This window comes from Klebsiella sp. FDAARGOS_511 (assembly GCF_003812845.1).
Lineage (GTDB): Bacteria > Pseudomonadota > Gammaproteobacteria > Enterobacterales > Enterobacteriaceae > Klebsiella > Klebsiella grimontii.
Map to the genome: position 1 here is coordinate 2726405 of NZ_CP033824.1, position 23917 is coordinate 2750321.

Annotated in this window: 21 protein-coding genes; 8 read left to right on the forward strand and 13 right to left on the reverse strand. The window is 55.9% G+C overall.

The genetic code is table 11. From position 1 onward, the window contains the following. Positions 1-6 precede the first annotated feature (6 nt). A complete protein-coding gene (gene rho, locus EGY08_RS14095) occupies positions 7-1266 on the reverse strand; it encodes a transcription termination factor Rho (protein WP_002883293.1) in 1260 nt (419 codons plus the stop codon). Positions 1267-1595: 329 nt separating this feature from the next. Next, positions 1596-1925: a thioredoxin TrxA gene (gene trxA / locus EGY08_RS14100; protein WP_004097507.1), complete on the reverse strand. Its 330-nt coding sequence runs from the start codon at positions 1923-1925 to the stop codon at positions 1596-1598. A 341-nt stretch (positions 1926-2266) separates the two neighbouring features. Here trxA and rhlB point away from each other — a divergent pair, with 341 nt between their 5' ends. Continuing rightward, positions 2267-3532 (forward strand): ATP-dependent RNA helicase RhlB, encoded by a 1266-nt coding sequence (rhlB, locus tag EGY08_RS14105; RefSeq protein ID WP_004127388.1) that lies wholly within the window; start codon positions 2267-2269, stop codon positions 3530-3532. A gap of 114 nt (positions 3533-3646) precedes the next feature. Next, entirely contained in the window at positions 3647-5143 is a 1497-nt protein-coding gene (gppA, locus tag EGY08_RS14110) for a guanosine-5'-triphosphate,3'-diphosphate diphosphatase (protein WP_162626108.1), read from the forward strand. Between the two features lie 94 nt (positions 5144-5237). Here gppA and EGY08_RS14115 read toward each other — a convergent pair whose 3' ends face one another. Beyond that, positions 5238-5978 carry a GntR family transcriptional regulator gene (locus tag EGY08_RS14115; protein ID WP_004127377.1) on the reverse strand — a complete coding sequence of 247 codons (741 nt, stop codon included), beginning with the start codon at positions 5976-5978 and terminating at the stop codon, positions 5238-5240. Between the two features lie 220 nt (positions 5979-6198). Between EGY08_RS14115 and EGY08_RS14120 the strand changes: the two genes are divergently transcribed. The 3 genes from EGY08_RS14120 to EGY08_RS14130 are packed head-to-tail and all read left to right on the forward strand — an operon-like array spanning position 6199 to position 9595. Continuing rightward, positions 6199-7215, forward strand: coding sequence for an ADP-ribosylglycohydrolase family protein (locus tag EGY08_RS14120; protein ID WP_004127374.1), 1017 nt, complete (start codon positions 6199-6201; stop codon positions 7213-7215). A gap of 18 nt (positions 7216-7233) precedes the next feature. After that, positions 7234-8649 (forward strand): purine-cytosine permease family protein, encoded by a 1416-nt coding sequence (locus tag EGY08_RS14125; protein ID WP_049112506.1) that lies wholly within the window; start codon positions 7234-7236, stop codon positions 8647-8649. Beyond that, complete coding sequence (locus tag EGY08_RS14130; protein ID WP_004127369.1) at positions 8633-9595, forward strand: PfkB family carbohydrate kinase; 963 nt, start codon at positions 8633-8635, stop codon at positions 9593-9595. Before EGY08_RS14125 ends, EGY08_RS14130 begins: the two co-directional genes overlap by 17 nt. A gap of 3 nt (positions 9596-9598) precedes the next feature. Here EGY08_RS14130 and rep read toward each other — a convergent pair whose 3' ends face one another. The 4 genes from rep to EGY08_RS14150 form a co-directional block, all read right to left on the reverse strand. Next, positions 9599-11617, reverse strand: coding sequence for a DNA helicase Rep (rep, locus tag EGY08_RS14135; protein ID WP_049112508.1), 2019 nt, complete (start codon positions 11615-11617; stop codon positions 9599-9601). A gap of 102 nt (positions 11618-11719) precedes the next feature. Next, positions 11720-12448 (reverse strand): nicotinamide riboside transporter PnuC, encoded by a 729-nt coding sequence (gene pnuC / locus EGY08_RS14140; protein ID WP_004127360.1) that lies wholly within the window; start codon positions 12446-12448, stop codon positions 11720-11722. Continuing rightward, a complete protein-coding gene (locus EGY08_RS14145) occupies positions 12448-13197 on the reverse strand; it encodes a nucleoside phosphorylase (protein WP_049112509.1) in 750 nt (249 codons plus the stop codon). Before EGY08_RS14145 ends, pnuC begins: the two co-directional genes overlap by 1 nt. A 24-nt stretch (positions 13198-13221) precedes the next feature. Then, complete coding sequence (locus EGY08_RS14150; protein ID WP_004127355.1) at positions 13222-13926, reverse strand: Crp/Fnr family transcriptional regulator; 705 nt, start codon at positions 13924-13926, stop codon at positions 13222-13224. 194 nt (positions 13927-14120) lie between these two features. Between EGY08_RS14150 and ppiC (EGY08_RS14155) the strand changes: the two genes are divergently transcribed. Continuing rightward, positions 14121-14402, forward strand: a complete 282-nt coding sequence (gene ppiC / locus EGY08_RS14155) for a peptidylprolyl isomerase PpiC (protein WP_004127352.1) — start codon at positions 14121-14123, stop codon at positions 14400-14402. 52 nt (positions 14403-14454) lie between these two features. Further along, complete coding sequence (gene ppiC / locus EGY08_RS14160) at positions 14455-14736, forward strand: peptidylprolyl isomerase PpiC (protein WP_004127351.1); 282 nt, start codon at positions 14455-14457, stop codon at positions 14734-14736. A 167-nt stretch (positions 14737-14903) separates the two neighbouring features. On the opposite strand, the gene ilvC is transcribed toward ppiC (EGY08_RS14160), so the two are convergent. Continuing rightward, positions 14904-16379, reverse strand: a complete 1476-nt coding sequence (ilvC, locus tag EGY08_RS14165) for a ketol-acid reductoisomerase (RefSeq protein ID WP_004127350.1) — start codon at positions 16377-16379, stop codon at positions 14904-14906. 162 nt (positions 16380-16541) lie between these two features. Here ilvC and ilvY point away from each other — a divergent pair, with 162 nt between their 5' ends. Next, positions 16542-17432, forward strand: a complete 891-nt coding sequence (gene ilvY / locus EGY08_RS14170; RefSeq protein ID WP_004127349.1) for an HTH-type transcriptional activator IlvY — start codon at positions 16542-16544, stop codon at positions 17430-17432. Positions 17433-17490: 58 nt separating this feature from the next. On the opposite strand, the gene ilvA is transcribed toward ilvY, so the two are convergent. The 5 genes from ilvA to ilvG form a co-directional block, all read right to left on the reverse strand. Beyond that, positions 17491-19035 carry a threonine ammonia-lyase, biosynthetic gene (ilvA, locus tag EGY08_RS14175; protein ID WP_123829429.1) on the reverse strand — a complete coding sequence of 515 codons (1545 nt, stop codon included), beginning with the start codon at positions 19033-19035 and terminating at the stop codon, positions 17491-17493. 2 nt (positions 19036-19037) lie between these two features. After that, positions 19038-20888, reverse strand: a complete 1851-nt coding sequence (ilvD, locus tag EGY08_RS14180) for a dihydroxy-acid dehydratase (protein WP_004097475.1) — start codon at positions 20886-20888, stop codon at positions 19038-19040. Positions 20889-20949: 61 nt separating this feature from the next. Continuing rightward, positions 20950-21879 carry a branched-chain amino acid transaminase gene (locus EGY08_RS14185; RefSeq protein WP_004097473.1) on the reverse strand — a complete coding sequence of 310 codons (930 nt, stop codon included), beginning with the start codon at positions 21877-21879 and terminating at the stop codon, positions 20950-20952. A gap of 16 nt (positions 21880-21895) precedes the next feature. Then, the gene (gene ilvM / locus EGY08_RS14190) at positions 21896-22153 is read right to left on the reverse strand and encodes an acetolactate synthase 2 small subunit (RefSeq protein ID WP_004107599.1); all 258 of its coding nucleotides are present in this window, start codon (positions 22151-22153) and stop codon (positions 21896-21898) included. Beyond that, a complete protein-coding gene (ilvG, locus tag EGY08_RS14195) occupies positions 22150-23796 on the reverse strand; it encodes an acetolactate synthase 2 catalytic subunit (protein WP_123828599.1) in 1647 nt (548 codons plus the stop codon). Before ilvG ends, ilvM begins: the two co-directional genes overlap by 4 nt. Between the last annotated feature and the right edge of the window lie 121 nt (positions 23797-23917).

Consider the following 23917-nt stretch of genomic DNA (forward strand, 5'->3'; position numbering starts at 1 on the left):
TTTAACTTACGAGCGCTTCATCATATCGAAGAAGTCATCGTTAGTTTTGGTCATCGCCAGTTTATTGATGAGGAATTCCATCGCGTCGATTTCACCCATCGGGTGAATGATTTTACGCAGGATCCACATCTTCTGCAGCTCTTCCTGAGTGGTGAGCAGCTCTTCTTTACGGGTACCGGAACGGTTGTAGTCGATAGCCGGGAAGACGCGTTTTTCTGCGATCTTACGAGAGAGATGAAGCTCCATGTTACCGGTGCCTTTAAACTCTTCGTAGATAACTTCGTCCATTTTAGAACCGGTATCGATCAGCGCCGTAGCGATGATGGTCAGGCTACCGCCCTCTTCCACGTTACGCGCGGCGCCGAAGAAACGCTTCGGACGATGCAGGGCGTTGGCGTCCACACCACCGGTCAACACTTTACCGGAGGCCGGGACCACGGTGTTGTAGGCACGCGCCAGACGGGTAATGGAGTCGAGCAGGATGATAACGTCTTTCTTATGCTCAACCAGACGCTTCGCCTTCTCGATAACCATCTCGGCAACCTGAACGTGGCGGGATGCCGGCTCGTCAAAGGTCGAAGCGACAACTTCACCTTTAACCAGACGCTGCATCTCGGTCACTTCTTCCGGACGTTCGTCGATCAGCAGTACCATCAGTACGCAATCAGGATGGTTGTAAGCAATGCTCTGCGCGATGTTCTGCAGCAGCATGGTTTTACCGGCCTTCGGCGGCGCGACAATCAGACCACGCTGGCCGCGACCGATCGGCGATGCCAGATCCAGTACGCGGGCGGTTAAGTCTTCCGTCGAGCCGTTACCACGTTCCATACGCAGACGTGAATTTGCGTGCAGCGGGGTTAAGTTCTCGAACAGAATCTTGTTACGCGCGTTTTCCGGCTTATCGTAGTTAACTTCGTTAACTTTCAACAACGCAAAGTAACGCTCACCCTCTTTAGGAGGACGAATCTTACCGGAAATGGTGTCACCAGTGCGGAGGTTGAAGCGGCGGATTTGGCTGGGGGATACGTAGATGTCGTCGGGACCGGCGAGGTAGGAGCTGTCTGCTGAACGGAGGAAACCAAATCCATCCTGCAGTATCTCCAGTACGCCATCGCCAAAGATATCCTCGCCACTCTTCGAATGCTGCTTGAGGATGGCAAAAATAATATCCTGCTTACGCATACGGGCCAGGTTTTCCAGCCCCATATTTTCGCCGAGAGTAATCAGCTCAGAAACCGGCGTATTCTTTAATTCGGTAAGATTCATAATGGTGTGGGTTCTTAAACTCGGGGTGATTCTCGAACTTAATGTTGTGAATGGTATGGCAGGAACATCCATGCCTGTTAACGGCCTTCATCTCGTGTCTGTACGTTGCCTGGTCACAGGAAAGAACGCAGAACTGAAACGACTAAACGGAATGAGTGATAAGCCCGGATTATAAGCCTCACGCGCATTTTTGCGGGACGCTTTGGGTAAAACAAGATTCAAACAAAGGTATGTTTAAAACGAAGTCTGAGATTAACTTAGCACGACTCTCGCCGGGCGTCCAGAGATCCGCAAAAAATTGGACGCTGGACGCCGGCAGAGCAAGCCGCTTACGCCAGGTTGGCGTCGAGGAACTCTTTTAACTGGCCTTTAGACAGCGCGCCAACTTTGGTCGCTGCAACTTCGCCATTTTTGAACAGCAGCAGGGTCGGAATGCCGCGAATGCCGTATTTCGGCGCGGTACCCGGGTTCTGATCGATGTTCAGTTTCGCAATGGTCAGTTTGCCCTGATACTCTTCAGCGATCTCATCCAGAATCGGGGCGATCATTTTGCACGGACCACACCACTCTGCCCAGAAATCGACGAGGGTTAGCCCGTCAGCCTTGAGTACGTCCGTGTCAAAACTGTCGTCAGTCAGGTGAATAATTTTATCGCTCATATTTAACTCCACAGGAATAAGCCTGGTGTGTTGGTGTCGCGGCCATCAACGACGTGTCGATGCTACGTTATGCACGCTGTTCTTCAGAATGCCCCTTTTATCGATCTGCGTCACAATGTCCATCATGAACTTTGCCCCACAAAAGATAAAGCAACCCGCGTTCAAACCGGCTTATCGCAGATTTGTCACCCTCGCCTCGCTTAGTAGTCTAAGCTTTCGAAGATTCGTTCAGTTGCCGCAGACGCACCTTGAATAATTTCATACATAGCCAACGAAAGGTTGACGTTATTTCACCGGATACGCTTTCTTAATGCAATAGTTAGCTGATATTCTACCACACTATGAGCAAAACACATTTAACAGAACAGAAGTTTTCCGACTTCGCCCTGCACCCGGCAGTGATTGAAGCCCTTGAAAAAAAAGGGTTTCATAATTGCACACCCATCCAGGCACTCGCCCTCCCGCTTACGCTGGAAGGTCGCGATGTCGCCGGGCAGGCGCAAACCGGTACCGGTAAAACGATGGCGTTTCTGACGTCAACGTTTCATTATCTTCTCACTCACCCGGCGATCGCTGACCGCCAGGTCAACCAGCCGCGCGCGCTGATCATGGCGCCGACGCGTGAACTGGCGGTACAGATTCATGCTGACGCCGAACCGCTGGCGCAGGCTACCGGTCTGAAACTGGGCCTTGCTTACGGCGGCGACGGCTACGATAAGCAGCTGAAAGTGCTGGAAAGCGGCGTGGATATTTTGATCGGCACCACCGGTCGCCTTATCGACTACGCCAAACAGAACCATATTAACCTCGGCGCCATTCAGGTTGTCGTACTTGACGAAGCCGATCGCATGTACGATCTCGGCTTTATTAAAGATATCCGTTGGTTGTTCCGCCGTATGCCGCCGGCGAATCAGCGCCTGAACATGCTGTTCTCTGCCACCCTTTCTTATCGCGTCCGTGAACTGGCGTTCGAACAAATGAACAACGCCGAGTACGTCGAAGTTGAGCCTGAGCAGAAAACGGGCCACCGTATTAAAGAAGAGCTGTTCTATCCTTCCAACGAAGAAAAAATGCGCCTCCTGCAGACCTTGCTTGAAGAAGAGTGGCCGGATCGCGCGATTATTTTCGCCAACACCAAGCATCGTTGTGAAGATATCTGGGGTCACCTGGCGGCGGACGGCCATCGCGTTGGTCTGTTGACCGGCGACGTCGCGCAGAAAAAACGCCTGCGCATTCTCGATGAATTTACCCGCGGCGATATCGACATTCTGGTCGCAACCGACGTTGCCGCCCGCGGTCTGCATATTCCGGCCGTTACGCACGTCTTTAACTACGACCTGCCGGACGATTGCGAAGACTACGTTCACCGTATTGGCCGTACCGGCCGCGCTGGCGCCAGCGGTCACTCCATCAGCCTGGCCTGTGAAGAGTACGCGCTGAACCTGCCGGCGATTGAAACCTATATTGGCCATTCAATTCCAGTCAGCAAATACAATTCTGACGCACTCATGACCGAACTGCCCAGACCGCTGCGCCTCACGCGCCCGCGTCCTGGCAACGGCCCGCGTCGTAACGGCCCACCACGTAATCGTCGTCGTTCAGGTTAAAGCAATATGTCATACACAAAATCATGCAAGTTGCATCAAGGCGGCAAGAGAACGAATCCCGAGGAGCCGCGCTCCGGGAAAAAGCATGCAGCCAACGCAGAGGCAGCTTGAAGGATGAAGTGTATGAGTTCCACCTCGCTCTATGCAGCTATCGATCTTGGCTCCAATAGCTTTCATATGTTGGTTGTACGCGAGGTCGCCGGGAGCATCCAGACCCTCAGCCGTATCAAACGCAAAGTCCGTCTGGCCGCTGGCCTCAACGGCGACAACACGCTCTCTGCCGAAGCCATGGAGCGCGGCTGGCAATGCTTGCGCCTGTTCGCCGAGCGTTTGCAGGATATCCCCCCGACGCAAATCCGCGTGGTCGCCACAGCGACGCTGCGCCTGGCGGTTAACGCCGGTGAGTTTCTGGAAAAAGCGCGGGAAATCCTCGGCTGCGCGGTGCAGGTTATCAGCGGCGAAGAGGAAGCACGCCTGATTTATCAGGGTGTCGCGCATACCACTGGCGGCGCGGATCAGCGTCTGGTCGTGGATATTGGAGGCGCCAGCACCGAACTGGTTACCGGTACCGGCGCGCAAACCACCTCGCTTTTTAGCCTGTCGATGGGCTGCGTGACCTGGCTGGAACGATACTTCGCCGATCGCAGCCTGACCAAAGAAAACTTTGACCAGGCCGAAACCGCCGCGCGTGAAGTTTTGCGTCCCGTCGCCGATGTTCTGCGCTATCACGGCTGGAAAGTGTGCGTCGGGGCTTCCGGTACGGTCCAGGCGTTACAGGAAATCATGATGGCGCAGGGGATGGATGAACGCATCACCTTAGCCAAGCTACAGCAGCTCAAACAGCGCGCGATTCAGTGCGGTCGGCTGGAGGAGCTGGAGATCGAAGGTCTGACCCTTGAACGGGCGCTCGTCTTTCCTAGCGGGCTGGCGATTCTTATGGCCATCTTCAGCGAGCTGAATATTCAGTGTATGACGCTCGCCGGCGGCGCACTGCGTGAAGGTTTGGTATACGGCATGCTGCACCTGTCGATCGATCAGGATATTCGCAGTCGTACCTTACGCAATATTCAGCGCCGGTTTCTGGTTGATACCGAACAGGCACAGCGCGTTGCCCAACTGGCCGCCCATTTCGTTCATCAGGTGGAAAACAGCTGGGAAATTGAGCCGCTATGCTTCGATTTGCTGCAAAGCGCCTGCCAGCTGCATGAAATCGGTCTGAGCGTGGAATACAAGCAGGCGCCTCTGCATGCCGCCTGGCTGGTGCGCAATCTCGACCTGCCAGGATTTACCCCCGCGCAGAAGAAGCTGCTGGCGACCCTGCTGTTAAACCAAACCAGCACCGTCGACCTTTCTTCCCTTCATCAACAAAACGCGGTTCCGCCGAGAGTCGCGGAGCATATGTGTCGTCTGCTGCGTCTGGCTATTCTGTTTGCCAGCCGCCGACGCGACGATCTGCTGCCGATGATTACGCTGGCTGCCGTTGATGAAAGTTTGACGCTAACGCTGCCGCAGGGCTGGCTGGAGAATCATCCGCTGGGTCGGGAAATGGTCGAACAGGAGTGCCAGTGGCAGAGCTACGTTCACTGGCCGCTTCGGCTTAACGAGCAGTAAGTCGTCGGATATTATCCGCTCTTACATAAAGCGATTGCGGGTTTCATACACCGACCATGCCAAACGGTAATGAACGATAACTGGCCGACTGCGCTTATTGCAGCTTCACTCTGAAATCAAAATTAAAGTAATTGCTCAGGCAGAAAGCGGTACCGTACTCAAGCACCTCGCCCTGGGCATTACGACTTTTCAGCGTAATTTTCATCAATGGCACACCCTGCGGCAGGTCGAGCAAATTCAGCTCTTCCGCCGAAGGAATATGCACCGTCAGCGAGTAATCCTGAAGATCGGGGTAAATAGCATTTTCCGCCCAGTGCGCGTACAGCGACCCTTCGAGTAAATCCGGGCGGGGTAAAAAACGCTCGGGAATAAACATGGTTTCGATAGACACCGGAAGGGCATCGACCAGACGTACGCGTTTGATTTTCGCCACTCGATCGCCGACGGCGATCTCCAGCTGACGAGCCAGAAAATCATCCGCCGCCAGCTTTTCCCGCACCAGCCATCGATTGGACACCGTTCCTGAATTTTGTAGCTGGGCAGAAAATCCGCCGCTGGCAAGGTTATAGCTTACCGGCAGATTCACCTCGGTACCTTTTCCATGGCGCTTAATCACCAGCCCAGCTTCCAGCAGCGCATCAAGGGCCTTAACCACCGTCACGCGCGACAATTCCAGGGTCTGAGACATTTTGCGCTCGGAGGGCAGAATGCTGCCGTGCGTCAATAAACGCTCGGTCATCGCAGCTTCAATAGCTTGTTTAAGCTGAATATAAAGCGGCGCGGGAGCCTCTGCATTCAGACGCCCTTTTATATACTCAAGCAATGGTTGCGACATAATTTCATGGCCTTGCGGAATTCAGTGACAGTGGATTTATCATAGTGGATCCATACTGGAATCAATAGCCCCATCATAACGTCGCCCCATTCATTTTTACGTCGCTTTTTTCTCTCAGAATGCGCCTGCGATCACAGCATAACTATAAAGGACTTTAACTGGACTTAATCTGGATCTATTTTTAGATTAACTTTTATTCATTTCTTCCAGGGAGTCGACGATGTCTGATATTCGCCCTACCTATATTGCCGAAAGCCGCATCCTTGGCTGTCTTTATGGGCAAGCCATCGGTGATGCGATGGGCATGCCCTCTGAACTGTGGCCTAAACGTCGAATCATTAACCATTTTGGCTGGATTGAACGCTTTCTTCCCGGGCCGAAAGAGAATATTGCGGCCTGCGAATTTCGCGCCGCCGAGTTCACGGATGACACCCATCAGTGTATCGCGCTGATGGATGCGCTCGATGAACACAACGGCGTGACCGATCCACTGACTATCGCCAGACACATTCTGCTGTGGGCCCGACGCTGCAAGGCATTCGAGAAAAATATTCTCGGCCCAACCTCAAAAGCTTCTCTGATCGCGCTCGAACAGGGGCAACCGCTGGATGAGATCGCGGCCAACGGCGTGACCAACGGCGCGGCAATGCGCGTGGCGCCGATGGGTTGTCGACTACCAACCGGGGACAGGGCCTTTTTCATTGAGCAAGTGCGGCTATCCTGCCTGCCGACGCATAAATCAGACATCGCCATCGCCGGCGCGGTGGTCGTTGCCTGGGCTATCAGCCGCGCCATTGAAGGAGCCGGGTGGCCGTTAATCAAAACCGAGTTGTCGTCGCTGGCAAATGAAACCCAGCGCCATTACGAGTCCACTTTTAGTCCACTTCTTGGGAACCGTATCCACCTGGCGCTGGAAACGATTGCCGGGGAGAATGACCACCTGACAGGTATTGAACGTATTTATGAGGATATCGGCGCCGGTATGGATATTATCGAGTCCGTCCCCGCAGCGATTGCGCTGGTCGAGCTGGCAAAAACGCAGCCCATGAAATGCGCTATGCTGGCAGCCAATTTAGGCGGCGACACCGACACTATTGGCGCGATGGCAACCGCCATTTGCGGCGCGCTTCATGGCATAGAGGCTTTTCCTGAAGAACCTGTACAACAGATTAAGCAGGCCAACAGCATCGACTTCGCGCCTTACGCACGGCGGCTTGCAGAATACCGCTTCGCATAATTCACAGAGGGCATCACTATGGACAGCAAAGCTTCATACGATGGAAATATCCAGACGGCAGATCCCGGAATGGCGGAATTAGGGATCGGTCTCGTTCCCCCGGTCCACCAGACCCAACAACCGATCCAGCTGTTTTTCGTCTGGTGCGCCGCGAATATTGGCATTCTTGGGGTCGTTTACGGCGCGGTGATTGTGTCGTTTGGCCTCTCATTCTGGCAGGCGATTCTTGCCGCCGTGGCGGGCGTCGCCTCTTTTGCGCTGGTCGGCGTCACCAGCATCGCCGGCAAAATCGGCCGCACCACGACGCTCACTCTCTCCCGGGTCATTTTTGGCAAACGCGGTAATATCGCCCCCACCAGCTTCTGTTGGGTGAATCTGATGGGCTGGGAGGCGGTCAATATCATTACCGGCACGCTCACCCTCGTCGCGCTGTTTGCCGCCATGGGTTTTGAAGAGAGTCTCACCACCACCGCGCTGTCGCTTTTCTTGTTTGGCGGGCTGACCGTACTGGTCAGCGTGCTCGGACAAAATGCCGTGTTGATGATGCAAAAATGGATCACCCGGATCTTTGGCGCCATGACGCTGCTGGTAGTGATCTATTTACTCTTCACCGCAGACTGGCAGGCCATCCTCGCGCTGCCTTCAGGCAGCTGGCTCACCGGTTTTCTGCCGGCGGTATCAATTATTGCCGCCGGTACCGGCATCAGCTGGGCTATCGCCGGCGCCGACTATAGCCGGGATCAGCGTCCCGACGCCGGTGAAAAGCCTATTTTTCTCGCCGTTGTCAGCGGCGCCGCGCTCCCCCTATTGCTGCTGATGCTCACCGGGATACTGCTTACCGCCCAGATCCCCGATCTGGCGTCCAGCGAGAACCCCATTTCAGCGATTGGCAAACTGCTGCCTTCCTGGATGGCAATCCCCTATCTGGCCGCGGCGACCGCCGGGGTCGTGACCATCGCCGTATTGAGCCTCTATTCCGCCAGTCTTAATCTGTTAAGCATGGGGATTAAGCTCCAGCAGCGTTCCGCCGTGGCCCTCGATGCCGTACTGGTGCTGGGGATCGCGCTCTATGTGCTATTTGTCTCGAAAGATTTTCTTGGGCCCTTCATCGCGTTTCTGATTTTCTGCGGCGTATTTCTGGCCGCCTGGGCCGCCATTTTTATGGTCGATTTTTATCGGATTCGCCGCCGAGCCGGATATGCTGAAGCTGATTTATTCAGGGAAAGCGGAGCAAACCGCACCGCGCTGGGCTGCTGGATTGTCGGCGCGCTGGCGGGATTGATGGTATCCAAAACCGGGTTTATCGACGGTCCTTTCGCCGTCGGCATTTTCGCGGACTCCAGCCTGGGTCTGTTTGTCTCTTTTATTCTGAGCCTGGCGCTGTATCTGGCGTTCGGCGCAAGAAAGGAGGCCAGCCGTGACAATAACAGCTGACTTGCTGTCGCCGCGGCGGCCGATCGTGGTTATCGGCGCCGCTTTTAGCGACATGATCCTCCATCTCGATGCACTACCGCATAGCGGTAGCGATGTTTCCGCCCGCGACGGCGGACGGCAGATTGGCGGCTGCGCGTTCAATGTCGCCCGCGCGCTCTCACGCCTTGAACTCCCTGTGATAAACGCGATACCGGTGGGAAATGGCGAGTGGGGGCAGGCCGTTGCACAGAAAATGGCGCAGGAAAACCTACCCGTCCTCTTGCGCCACCCCACTCACGATAACGGCTGGTGTCTGGCCCTCGTCGAGGCTAACAAAGAGCGGACGTTTATCACCGTTGAGGGCTGCGAGCAGCACTGGAACAACGAGCTACTCGCACAAATTCCGCAGCCGAAGGACGCCATAATTTATGTCTCTGGCTACGAGCTGGCCAGCGAAGCCCTGCGCAAGTGGATTCTGGACCTTACGGAAGATAAAACGCTGTTTGTCGATTTTGGTCCGCGTCTGGGTGAACTGGATATTCACTTTATCCAGGCGTTGTTGGGCAAAGGTCCCGTGCTCACCCTGAATCGCGATGAACTGAGCTTGCTGTGCGCACGTTTATACGATACGGATAGCGCGACCCTTCACGCCGCTTCGCGGCTCGCCAGCGACTGGCATTTACGGGCGATCTGTCGGTTTGATAAAGATGGCGCGTGGGTGGTTGAACCCGACGCGGAACCGCAGCACATTCCTGCCTGCCGCGTGAAGGTCTATGACACGATTGCCGCAGGAGACAGCCACTGCGCCGGTACGATCGCCGGGCTGGCCTGCGGGATGGATCTACGCCAGGCCGCGCTGCTGGGCAATGAAGTAGCGGCTATTGTCGTCACCCGGCCGGGTTCAGACGGTGCTCCGGGTCGCGAAGAGCTACGTCAGTTCCAGCTTCAGCAGCAAAACGGCCGCTAGCCGCTATTTACGCGCTTTCGCCAGCATCGCCCGGATGTTGGCGACATTCGCCTGGCCTTTATGCATGCGTTCTTCCGGCGAAATAACTTTGCGCTCCTGCTCCCAAATCAGATCATCCTGCGGCAGCTCCAGCAGGAAACGGCTCGGCTCCGGTCGCACCAGCTCGCCGTACTGCCGGCGCTCTTTGCACAGGGTAAAAGTGAGCTCTTTCTGCGCGCGGGTGATACCCACGTAGGCAAGACGGCGTTCTTCATCGACGTTGTCTTCATCAATACTACTCTGGTGCGGCAACAGCCCTTCCTCCATGCCAACCAGATAGACGTAGGGGAACTCCAGTCCCTTTGAAGCATGAAGCGTCATCAGCTGAACCTGATCCGTCTCCTCATCCGACTCGCCGCGCTCCATCATGTCTCGTAGCGTGAAACGGGTCACGACCTGGGTGAGCGTCATCGGTTCATCGATATCGCTGCCCTCCAGCATTTCGGTCATCCACGTGAAGAGCGTATTGACGTTTTTCATCCGCATTTCGGCGGCTTTCGGGCTGGGCGAAGTCTCATAGAGCCATGATTCATAATCCACGCCGCGGATCAGATCGCGGACGGCGGCAATCGGCTCGCGCTCTGAAAGCTGCTGGATCTCCCGCAGCCAGTGGGTGAAGCGGGTCAGAGACTCGTAGCCGCGTCCGTTCAGCGTCTGGGTCAGACCCATATCGAAGCTGGCGGTAAACATGCTTTTATTGCGCCCCATCGCCCATTCGCCCAGCTTTTGCAACGTCGCCGAACCGATTTCACGCTTCGGCGTATTGACGATGCGCAGAAAGGCGCTGTCGTCATCAGGGTTAGTCAGCACGCGCAGATAGGCCAGCAGATCTTTAATTTCCGGGCGGGAAAAGAACGACGTGCCGCCAGAAATTTTGTACGGAATGCGGTTTTGCATCAGCATCTTTTCGAAAACCCGTGACTGATGGTTGCCGCGATACAGGATCGCGTAATCCTTATAGGCAGTTTTATTAATAAAGTGATGAGCGATGAGTTCACCGGCAACGCGTTCCGCCTCATGATCTTCATTGTTGGCGGAGAGCACCTTCAGCTCTACGCCATAGCCCAGCTCGGAAAACAGGCGCTTTTCGAAGACGTGCGGGTTATTGGCAATCAGGATGTTGGCCGCCTTCAGAATACGCCCGGAAGAGCGGTAGTTTTGCTCCAGCTTGATCACCTGCAGCGCCGGGAAATCCTGGCTTAGCAGCACCAGGTTCTGCGGCCGCGCGCCGCGCCAGGAGTAGATCGACTGATCGTCATCGCCGACCACGGTAAAGCGCGCCCGCTGCCCCACCAGCAGTTTCACCAGCTCGTACTGGCTGGTGTTGGTATCCTGGTATTCATCCACCAGCAGATAGCGAATCTTGTTCTGCCAGCGCTCCCGCACCTCTTCGTTACGCTGCAGCAGCAGGGTCGGCAGCAGGATCAGATCATCGAAGTCGAGTACGTTACAGGCTTTCATATGCGCGTCGTACAGCCCGTAGCAGTGAGCAAAGATCCGATCCCGCTCCCCTTTCGCGCCAGCGGCGGCCTGGACAGGGGTTTTCAGATCGTTTTTCCAGTTGGAGATCGTGGAGATCAGCTGCTGAAGTACCACTTTGTCTTCTTCGATCAGCCCTTCGGTGAGCTCTTTTAACAGCGCCACCTGGTCGGTATCGTCGAACAGCGAGAAGTTGGATTTCATCCCTAACGCAGCGTATTCGCGTTTGATGATATCCAGCCCCAGCGTGTGGAAGGTGGAAATCATCAGGCCGCGCGCTTCTTTACGCCCCAGCGTTTGCCCGACGCGCTCTTTCATTTCGCGCGCCGCCTTATTGGTAAAGGTGACCGCCGCGATATGGCGCGCCTGATAGCCGCAGCCGCGGATCAGGTGGGCTATTTTATTGGTAATAACGCGGGTCTTACCGGAACCGGCACCCGCCAGCACCAGGCACGGTCCGGTAACGAATTCGACGGCTTGTTGTTGGCCAGGATTTAAACGCATGGGAGTCTTTTGCTCAATCTTCGAACGGGGTGGGGATTGTAGCAGAAAGAGGGGCGGTGAGAGCAACAGGCTGCCCATTCAGGCAGCCTGGCAATAGGTCAATCAGGATGCGGCGGCAGCAAGCGGCGTATAGCCGTTGCGCTGCGCGCTCTTGATCCAGCTGTACGAGCCCATCACCGCGATCGCCGTCAGCAGGACATATTCAAGCGACATGGCGTAAACGCCCTGTACCGCATAGATAACCACGCTAATCACGTCGATAACCACCCACAGCAGCCAGTTTTCGACGAACTTACGCGTCATCAGCACCATGGCCGCAATCGACAACACCAGCATGGTGGAATCCCAGAACGGGAAGGCGTCGGGCTGGAGGTCGGGCATCGCGACCTGCATACCGAACGTTTGCAGTAGGGCAATCATGATACGGGTGAGCGTCGCGAACACCGGGTCAATAAATAGCGTCATCAGCACAATCGCCACCGCGCAGATGCCGCCCAGCGCCAGCGTTTGCTGACGGGAAAGCCAACGTACCTTGAGCGCGGCCTCCTGCGCCTCGTTTTGCCGGCTCCACGCGTACCAGCCGTAAATATTGGCAGCGAAGAAAAACACCTGCAGCAGCAGGCTGGCATAGAGCTGGATCTGGAAAAAAATGGCCGCAAACAGCGTGACGTTGATCAGGCCAAACAGATAATTGATGATTTTTTCCCGGCTGGCGCACCAGATACACAACAGGCCGAACACGGTACCGATAGCTTCAATCCACGATAGCGCATAGCCGCCTTCGCCGAGGGGAATGTTGACCATCACATTGTTGATGCTAAAAAAGTCCATCACAAACCTCCTTGCTGGCTAGCGGAATAAATGGCGCGTAGCGCCAGGGTAATTTGCCGTTCTTCGCCCTGCTGGCACAGCGTTTCCTGCTGGACATAATCATTGATGCTGCTATCCAGACAACCGTTATGGGCAACAACCACATTGAGTAATGAAGCCGTACGTAACCCGCGCAGCGCGCCGATAGTCATCAGGGCGGCACTCTCCATATCCGCCCCCAGAATGCCGCGCGCCGACCACTGCGCATCCAGTTCCGCCTCACGATCGGTATAGAAACTGTCATGGCTGCGCACCAGACCGCACGCGACCGGGATGTTCATCTGCCGCGCCTGCGCCACCAGTTCCCAGGTCAGCTGCGGGTCGGCGCAGGCCGGATAGCCCGCTGGCGCATAGGTTCGGCTGGTACCGTCATCCATCACCGCGGCGTGAGCGATAATCACATCGCCGAGCGCAAGATTATCCTGCAGTGCCCCGCAGCTGCCGATACGAATCAGAGTGGTTACGCCGATCTGGCGCAGCTCTTCAATGGCAATCGCCGTAGATGGCCCGCCGATGCCGGTAGAGAGCACTAAAATCTCGACGCCCTGATACCAGCCGCGCGCGGCGCGAAACTCCCGGTTCTGACCGAGTGGCTGTGGATTATCAAGAAAATTGGCGATGCGGTCGACCCGCTGCGGGTCGCCCGGCAGCAGCGCGTACCGCGCGCCGGTCATCTCTTTGCTTAACTGGATATGGGGTTGCAGCGACATTCTCCCGCCTCCTTACTCTTGCGGTTATCCGATATCAGCCTCCTGCTTCAGTTTTTCAGGAGCTAACAACACAATGCGTTCACCATCGGTATCAATAATCTGTAGCGCTTTCAGGTCATGCAAAATACGGTTAATACTGCGGGTCGTCGCCGCGAATTCCTGGCTGAGATTCTGCTTATCCAGCAAGATTTCATCGGCACCATCCTGTTGATAACGCAGCCATAACGCCTGACACACCCGCTGATGCAGCGAGTAAAGATTGTCGCTGCTGGCCTTCTTCGACAGCTGGTAATACTGCTGGCTAAAGAAGCGCAGCATCCGCTGGTTAAAATGGTTATCTAACGCCAGCCAGCGGCAGAAATGTTCCTGCGACAGGCTCAGAAGCTGCACATGACCCACCGCCACCACCGAGCAGATGTAATGACGCGATTCAAAGATCTCGAGCTCGCCCAGCATGTCGCCTTTACGGTAGCGGGCCTGACGGTAGCGGCGCCCGTCCTCAGCCTCATAGAAAACGTCCACCTCACCGGCGATAATCAGCGAAAACCGCTGACACACTTCACCCTGTCGGCAGATAAAATCACCGCGCGGGATCTCTTCGAAACGCCAGCGCCGCATGATCTCCAGAGGACAATATTTCAGTAATTCATAGAGCAGCGGATCGCTCACAATCTCGCTCAGCCCGGAAAGCCAGCCGACTGAAAATTCAGGTTTTTTCATTGTGTCCATGTTATCTCGCTCCACGACGTTAAGGACAGGACGGCTGTCCCTGGCAGGGGGGAATACGCCGGATAAAAGTGTTGCTCATCTCCCGCTTCCATCTATCAGGCGAGACATCTGTCCCGCGATGGCGAAGAGTATATGTCCGCGACCAAAGCGGGTGGTAAAGTAACGGGATATCTTTGAGACGTGAGAACAAAATAATGGCAAAGAGCGCAGCAGCCCTGCACATCCTGGTTAAAGAAGAGAAGCTGGCGCAAGAGATCCTCGCCAAACTGGAACGTGGCGTGAGCTTCGATCATCTGGCAAAACGCTATTCAAAGTGCCCCTCCGGGCGCAACGGCGGCGATCTCGGGGAGTTTAATCAAGGAGTCATGGTCGGGCCGTTCGATAAGGCAGTCTTTAGCTGCCCGCTGCTCAAACCTTACGGGCCGGTCAAAACCAAGTTTGGCTACCACATCATTAAGGTGCTGTATCGCCGCTAGCCCATGCTACTATTGCGCCCTGATTCATCCCCTATTCAATCAAGGTACGATCATGGCAAAAACGGCAGCAGCACTGCATATCCTGGTTAAAGAAGAGCAGCTGGCACTGGATCTTCTGGAGCAAATTAAAAACGGCGCCGATTTCGGTAAACTGGCGAAGAAGCACTCGATCTGCCCGTCAGGCAAACGCGGCGGCGACTTAGGTGAATTCCGCCAGGGCCAGATGGTGCCGGCGTTTGATAAAGTTGTCTTCTCCTGCCCGGAGCTGGAGCCCACCGGCCCGCTGCACACCCAATTCGGTTATCACATCATCAAAGTGCTGTACCGCAAATAAAAAAACCGGTGTCTTATTGCACCGGTTTTTTATCTCACAGCTTTCCCCTAAGGATTTCAGCTTGCAGGAAGGCGGCAAGTGAGTACAACCCCAGGAGCATAGATAACTATGTGACTGGGGTGTACCAACGCAGCCAACGCATCTGCAAGTTGAAAGACGACGGGGAATTAGCCCGCTACCGCAATACGCTTCATATCGGTCATGTAACCGCGCAGTTTCTTACCAACCTGCTCGATAGCGTGGCTGCGAATGGCTTCGTTCACGTCGCGCAGCTGAGCGTTGTCTACCGCGCCTTCGGCAATCGCTTTACCCAGGTCGCCGGTCTGCAGGGTGGTCATGAACTCTTTCAGCAGCGGTACGCAGGCGTAAGAGAACAGGTAGTTACCGTATTCAGCGGTATCGGAGATAACCACGTTCATTTCGTACAGACGCTTACGAGCGATGGTGTTGGCAATCAGCGGCAACTCGTGCAGTGATTCGTAGTAAGCAGACTCTTCGATGATGCCGGAATCCACCATGGTTTCAAACGCCAGCTCAACGCCCGCTTTCACCATTGCGATCATCAGAACGCCTTTATCGAAGTACTCCTGCTCGCCGATTTTACCTTCAAACTGCGGTGCGGTCTCGAACGCGGTCTTACCGGTTTCTTCACGCCAGGTCAGCAGTTTCTTATCGTCGTTGGCCCAGTCAGCCATCATGCCTGAGGAGAATTCACCGGAGATGATGTCATCCATATGTTTCTGGAACAACGGCGCCATGATCGTTTTCAGCTGTTCGGACAGCGCATAAGCACGCAGCTTAGCCGGGTTAGACAGGCGATCCATCATCAGGGTGATACCACCCTGTTTCAGCGCTTCGGTGATGGTTTCCCAGCCGAACTGAATCAGTTTTTCGGCGTATGCCGGGTCGGTACCCTCTTCCACCAGCTTATCGAAGCACAGCAGAGAACCGGCCTGCAGCATACCGCAGAGGATGGTCTGCTCGCCCATCAGATCGGATTTCACTTCGGCAACGAAGGAAGATTCCAGAACGCCCGCACGGTGACCGCCGGTCGCCGCAGCCCAAGCTTTAGCAATCGCCATGCCTTCGCCTTTCGGATCGTTTTCCGGGTGAACCGCGATCAAGGTCGGTACGCCGAAGCCGCGCTTGTACTCTTCACGCACTTCGGTACCCGGGCACTTCGGCGCCACCATCACGACAGTGATATCTTTACGGATCTGCTCGCCAACTTCCACGATGTTGAAACCATGTGAGTAGCCCAGCGCCGCGCCATCTTTCATCAACGGCTGAACGGAACGTACAACGTCAGAGTGCTGTTTGTCCGGAGTCAGGTTAACCACCAGATCGGCCTGCGGGATCAGCTCTTCGTAGGTCCCTACTTTGAAGCCGTTTTCGGTCGCTTTACGCCATGACGCGCGCTTTTCGGCAATCGCTTCTTTACGCAGGGCGTAGGAAATATCCAGACCGGAGTCACGCATGTTCAGACCCTGGTTCAGGCCCTGAGCGCCACAGCCGACGATGACCACTTTTTTACCCTGAAGGTAGCTTGCGCCATCGGCGAATTCGTCGCGACCCATAAAGCGACATTTGCCCAGCTGCGCCAGCTGCTGGCGCAGGTTCAGTGTATTAAAGTAGTTAGCCATGGTGATACCTCGTGATGTTGTGCGTCTTATTGTTCGGTTCGCTTGCCGTGTCTGTGCAAGAGAGAATGAACTTACTATATGACAGGAAATTTATTGCGGAAATTGATATATTCACAACGTCACGTTGCAATTTCTGCAATGTAAAATCGTGGAGTGCCGCCGGTGGATTTACGCGATCTAAAAACCTTCCTGCATCTGGCGGAAAGCCGCCATTTTGGCCGCAGCGCGCGGGCGATGCACGTCAGCCCCTCCACGCTTTCCCGGCAGATTCAGCGCCTGGAAGAAGACCTTGGGCAGCCGCTGTTTGTCCGCGATAACCGCACGGTAACGCTTACCGAAGCAGGAGAAGAACTCCGCACCTTTGCCCAGCAAACGCTGTTGCAGTACCAGCAGCTGCGCCACGCGATCGATCAGCAAGGTCCGTCGCTGTCGGGCGAACTGCATATCTTCTGTTCGGTGACCGCCGCCTACAGTCATCTTCCGCCGATTCTCGATCGTTTCCGCGCCGAACATCCCTCGGTGGAAATAAAACTCACCACCGGCGATGCCGCCGATGCGATGGAGAAAGTAGTCACGGGTGAGGCCGATCTGGCGATTGCCGGGAAACCCGAGACGCTGCCTGGCGCAGTGGTGTTTTCCATGCTGGAGAATTTGGCGGTAGTGCTGATCGCCCCGGCGCTGCCTTGTCCGGTTCGCAATCAGGTCTCGGTGGAGAAACCCGACTGGGCAACGGTACCCTTCATTATGGCCGATCAGGGGCCCGTGCGCCGCCGCATTGAGCTATGGTTTCGCCGCCATAAAATCAGTAATCCGTCGATTTACGCTACGGTGGGCGGACATGAAGCCATGGTTTCTATGGTGGCGCTGGGCTGCGGCGTCGCGCTGCTGCCGGAAGTGGTGTTGGAAAATAGCCCGGAGCCCGTTCGCAATCGCGTCATGATTCTGGAGCGTAGCGACGAGAAAACCCCTTTTGAACTGGGCGTCTGCGCGCCAAAAAAGCGGCTGCATGAGCCGCTGATTAATGCATTCTGGAATTTGCTGCCTGGTCACTAGTGCCGGATGCCTGAACCGGCCTACAACCCGATCGTAGGCCAGATAAGCGCTGCGCAGCTTAACCTGCGAGGAAGAACCTGAACGCTGGATTATTGCTCTCGTCGTGGCAATCGTAGCCCAGCTCATGCAAGCGGGTTTCGAAATCAGGCTCATGATCGCCCAGTTCGAATGCCGCCAGCACGCGGCCATAATCGGTACCGTGGCTGCGATAATGGAACAGAGAGATGTTCCAGTGGGTGCCCAGGGTATGCAGGAACTTCAGCAGCGCGCCGGGCGATTCCGGAAACTCGAAGCTGAACAAACGCTCCTGCAGCGGCTGCGACGGACGCCCGCCGACCATATAGCGCACGTGCAGCTTGGCCATTTCATCGTCGGAGAGATCCACTACGCTGTAGCCCCCCTCGTGCAGCAGGTTGAGGATCTCTTTCCGCTCTTCCAGTCCCCGGCTCAGGCGCACGCCGACAAAAATGCAGGCATTTTTCGCATCCGCGAAGCGGTAGTTGAACTCCGTCACCGAACGGCCGCCCAGCAGCTGGCAGAACTTGAGGAAGCTGCCCTTCTCTTCCGGAATGGTGACCGCCAGCAGCGCTTCGCGCTGTTCCCCAAGCTCGCAGCGTTCGGAAACGTAGCGCAGGCCGTGGAAGTTGACGTTCGCGCCGGAAAGCACGTGCGCCAGGCGTTCGCCGCGAATATTATGCTGAGTGATATATTTTTTCATCCCCGCCAGCGCCAGCGCCCCGGAAGGTTCTGCTACCGCACGCACATCTTCAAACAGGTCTTTCATCGCCGCGCAGATGGCATCGCTATCGACAGTAACGATGTCGTCGAGATACTCCTGACACAGACGGAAAGTCTCATCGCCGATACGTTTAACCGCTACGCCTTCGGCAAAGAGCCCAACGCGGGGTAAATCAACCGGATGACCCGCATCCAGCGCGGCTTTCAGACAGGCAGAATCCTCGGCCTCAACCGCAATGACTTTGATCTGCGGCATCAGCTGTTTGATCAGCACCGCCACGCCCGCCGCGAGACCGCCGCCGCCGACCGGGACAAACACGCGATCGATATGGGCATCCTGCTGCAGCAGCTCCAGCGCCAGCGTCCCCTGCCCGGCAATCACCATCGGATGGTCGAAAGGCGGAACCCAGGTGAACCCCTGCTGCTGCGCCAGATCGATGGCTTTGGCTTTGGCTTCATCGAAATTCGCGCCGTGCAGCAGCACTTCACCGCCGAAGCCGCGCACCGCATCAACTTTGATATCCGCGGTGGCGGTTGGCATGACGATGAGCGCCTTCACGCCCAGGCGAGATGCCGAGAAAGCCACGCCCTGCGCATGATTACCCGCCGAAGCGGTAATCACGCCATGCGATTTTTGTTCTTCCGTCAGACCCGCCATCATCGCGTACGCCCCGCGCAGCTTAAAGCTGTGCACCGGCTGACGGTCTTCACGCTTCACCAGCACAACGTTATCGAGGCGCGACGAGAGCTTTTCCATTTTTTGCAGCGGCGTGATCTGCGCGGCTTCGTATACCGGCGCGCGCAGTATCGCTCTGAGGTATTCCGCCCCCTCAGGGGCGGCGGACAGGGGTTGCGACTCGGCCATCATTAACCCCCAAGTTTCGATTTATCGCGCACCGCGCCTTTATCGGCGCTGGTTGCCAGACTGGCATAGGCGCGAAGGGCAAAGGAAACCTGACGCTCGCGATCTTTCGGCGTCCATGCTTTATCACCGCGGGCTTCCTGAGCTTCGCGTCGCGCCGCAATCTCGGCATCGCTCAGCTGCAGCTGAATACCGCGGTTCGGGATATCGATAGCAATCATGTCGCCATCTTCAATGATCGCGATATTGCCACCGCTGGCTGCTTCCGGAGAAACGTGGCCAATAGAGAGACCCGAGGTACCGCCGGAGAAGCGTCCATCGGTAATCAGCGCACAGGCTTTACCCAGGCCCATTGATTTCAGGAAGGTCGTCGGGTAGAGCATCTCCTGCATCCCCGGCCCACCTTTCGGCCCTTCATAGCGGATGACGACTACGTCACCGGCGACCACCTTGCCGCCGAGGATCGCATCCACAGCCGCGTCCTGGCTTTCGTATACCTTCGCCGGGCCGGTAAATTTGAGGATGCTGTCGTCAACGCCGGCGGTTTTCACGATGCAGCCGTTCTCGGCAAAGTTGCCGTACAGAACCGCCAGACCGCCATCCTTGCTGTAAGCATGTTCCAGCGAGCGGATACAGCCTTCTGCGCGATCGTCATCCAGGGTGTCCCAACGGCAATTCTGAGAGAAAGCCTGCGTTGTGCGGATACCCGCCGGACCAGCGCGGAACATCTTCTTAACCGCTTCATCCTGCGTGACGGTGATATCATACTGCTCCAGCGTCTGCGGCAGGGACAAACCAAGCACGTTTTTCACATCGCGGTTCAGCAGCCCGGCACGATCCAGTTCACCTAAAATACCCAACACGCCGCCCGCGCGATGCACGTCTTCCATATGATATTTCTGCGTACTTGGCGCGACCTTACACAGCTGCGGCACTTTGCGGGAAAGTTTATCGATATCGCTCATGGTGAAGTCGATTTCCGCTTCCTGCGCCGCCGCCAGCAGATGCAGTACGGTATTGGTGGAACCGCCCATGGCGATATCCAGCGTCATGGCGTTTTCAAACGCCGCCTTATTGGCGATATTACGCGGCAGCGCAGAGGCATCGTCCTGCTCGTAATAGCGTTTAGTCAGCTCAACGATACGTGAGCCCGCATTGAGGAACAGCTGTTTACGATCGGCGTGAGTCGCCAGCAGCGAGCCGTTACCCGGCTGCGACAGGCCCAGCGCTTCGGTCAGGCAGTTCATCGAGTTCGCGGTGAACATCCCTGAACAAGAGCCGCAGGTCGGGCAGGCTGAACGTTCAACCTGATTACTCTGATCGTCGGAGACTTTCGGGTCAGCGCCCTGAATCATCGCGTCAACGAGGTCGAGTTTAATGATTTGATCGGACAGTTTGGTTTTCCCGGCTTCCATCGGGCCGCCGGAAACAAAAATGACCGGAATATTCAGGCGCAGAGACGCCATTAACATCCCCGGGGTGATTTTGTCGCAGTTAGAGATACAGACCATCGCATCAGCACAGTGGGCGTTAACCATGTACTCTACCGAGTCGGCGATCAGTTCGCGGGATGGCAGTGAATAAAGCATACCCCCGTGGCCCATCGCGATCCCATCATCCACCGCAATAGTGTTGAATTCTTTGGCGACGCCGCCAGCGGCTTCGATTTGCTCAGCAACCAGCTTACCGAGATCGCGCAGGTGAACGTGACCCGGCACGAACTGGGTGAAAGAGTTCACCACGGCGATAATCGGCTTACCGAAATCATCGTCGGTCATTCCAGTGGCGCGCCACAGCGCGCGGGCACCCGCCATATTACGGCCGTGAGTGGTTGTGGCGGAACGGTACTTAGGCATGCTTTAGTTACTCCCAGTTTCGGTGAAATGGGGCGTTGCGTGTCGCCCCATTTTTTTATGCTTATTGATTAACCTGATCCAACCAGCCCCATTTATCCTCGGTTTCACCGGTGAAGAGGCCAAAGAATGCTTGCTGAATGCGCTTGGTGATCGGGCCGCAGCGGCCTTCGCCCACCTGAATACCATCAACGCTGCGTACCGGCGTGATCTCCGCGGCAGTACCGGACATAAAGACTTCGTCGGCCAGGTACAGGGACTCGCGGGACAATACCTGCTCGCGGACTTCCAGACCCAGGTCTTTCGCCAGCTTGATGATAGCGTCGCGGGTGATGCCCGGCAGCGCGGAAGAGGTGAACGGCGGAGTAAACAACACGCCATCTTTGACTTCAAACAGATTTTCACCGGCGCCTTCAGAGATATAGCCGTTCACGTCCAGCGCGATACCTTCCTGATAGCCATGGCGACGCGCTTCGCTGCCGACCAGCAGAGAAGAGAGGTAGTTACCGCCCGCTTTAGCTGCGGTTGGGATCGTGTTTGGCGCCGCGCGATTCCAGGAAGAAACCATCGCATCGATCCCCTGATCCAGCGCTTCGGCACCCAGGTAGGCGCCCCACGGGAACGCCGCGATGATCACGTCAGTGTTATAGCCCGGAGGCGGGTTGACGCCCATGCCCACATCGCCGACAAAGACTAACGGACGGATATAGGCGCTGGTCAGGCTGTTTTTACGAATAACTTCGCGGCAGGCTTCCATCAGTTCATCAACGCTCTGAGAAACCGGGAAACGATAGATTTTGGCTGAGTCATGCAGACGCTGCATATGTTCACGGTGACGAAACACCACCGGTCCCTTGTGAGAATCGTAGCAACGAATACCTTCAAATACGGAAGTCCCGTAGTGCAGCGCATGGGACATTACGTGAACCTTCGCCTCGCCCCACGGAACCATCTCACCATTGAACCAAATGTAGTCAGCTTTTTTCGTCGTCATTATTCTTCCTTTGCGCTCAGGCGCGAATTTGTTGTGATGTTGGTTGCTGGATCTCGACGCAGGCGACGTCCACCAGTTTGCTTAATTGACTAAACAGTAATTCGACGGGCCGCTGGCTGGCAACGGTCAGTTCAATATTAATATTCCGGGCATCGGCGGCGGTTTCCATATTCATCGCGCAAATCTGGAACCCGCGATGGCGCACGACGCGCAGCACGCGTTCTAACGTTTCAGGGTTAAAGCGAGCCTGCAAGGCGACCTGATGTTGCATCATGATAATTTCTCCAGCATTTCTGCATTACTGGCACCGGGCGGCACCAACGGCCAGACGTTCTCAAGTTCATCGATTGAGACATGAAGCAGGTAAGGCCCCTGGCTCGAAAGCATGGTGTCGAGTGCCGCTTCAACCTGGTCTTTACGGGTGATGTGTTGACCAGGGATGCCGAAGGCGCTGGCCAGAGTAAGAAAATCGGGGTTATCGGTAAGAGTGGTTTCGCTATAACGTTCCTGAAAAAACAGCTGCTGCCATTGTCGAACCATTCCTAAACGCTGGTTGTCCAGTAAGACTATCTTCAGCGGCAGCTGCTTGCGTTTTACGGTGCCCAGCTCCTGCACGTTCATCATGAAGGAACCGTCACCGGAGATACAGATAACCGTATCATCGGGGCGGGCCACCTGCGCGCCTACCGCTGCGGGCAAGCCGAAACCCATAGTGCCTAATCCACTGGAAGTGATGAAATTCTCCGGGCGCGTATAGATCATATGCTGCGCTGACCACATCTGATGCTGGCCCACATCGGTTGTCACGACGCAGTCTGCGGGTTTGCGATCGGAAAGCTGCTTCAGCAGCAGCGGGGCATAGATAGCGTCTCCCGGATGGTCATAGCGCCAGGCATGCTCGGCGCGCAGCTGCGCATTACGTTGGCGCCAGGCGTCAATAGACAGCGGCTGCTGCAGTGCGGGCAGCATTACGTTCAAATCGCCGGTCAGGCCGATATGCGCCTGACGGAGCTTGTTCAGTTCAGCCGGATCGATATCCATATGGATAACTTGGGCGTGCGGGGCAAACGTATTCAGCTTACCGGTGACGCGATCGTCAAAGCGAGCGCCTACCGCGATCAGCAGGTCACATTCCTGTACCGCCAGGTTGGCCGCCTTGGTGCCGTGCATCCCCAGCATCCCCAGATAATAAGGATAATCCGCCGCAACAACCCCCAACCCTTTCAGGGTGGCGGTCGCTGGCATTTGCGTGACGGCAAGAAATTCGCGCAGCGCCGGTACCGCCTGCGCCATCCCCACGCCGCCGCCTACGTATAACATCGGCTTCTGCGACTGAAACAGCATCTGCAAAGCGTATTCGATATCCGCATATGGAAAATCAACGTCGTCGGCTACCATGGAAAAATGCGGATCGAGATCGCCTTGAGCCAGCTGGATGTCTTTTGGGATATCGACCAACACGGGACCGGGACGCCCAGAGTTTGCTACGTGGAAAGCTTCGGCAATGATGCGCGGCAGTTCTTCCAGCGACTGCACCAGGAAACTGTGCTTGGTGCATGCCAGCGATAAACCGAGGACATCAACTTCCTGGAATGCGTCGGTGCCAATGAACGGGGCAGCAACCTGGCCAGTGATAGCAACAACGGGAACGGAATCAAGCAGTGCGTCGGCGAGGCCGGTGATCAGGTTGGTTGCGCCAGGCCCCGAAGTGGCAATACACACGCCGGTTTTGCCGGTAGCCCTGGCATAGCCGATAGCCGCCATAGCCGCGCCCTGTTCATGCCGGCAAAGTAAGTGTTCCACGCCGCCGTCATACAATGCATCGTAAACCGGCATAATTGCTCCACCCGGATAGCCAAAAACGGTATCGACTCCCTGTGCTCGCAAAGCATGTACTACCCACCGCGCCCCATTCATAGTTACTTCCCCATCGTAGATCGAGAGAAACAGAATTTTATGCTACCAGCCATCGTCTGCTCCTCTTTTCTGTTTTTAAGTTATAAAAAAACCCCCGGACCTTTCGGTGCGGGGGTCTTAG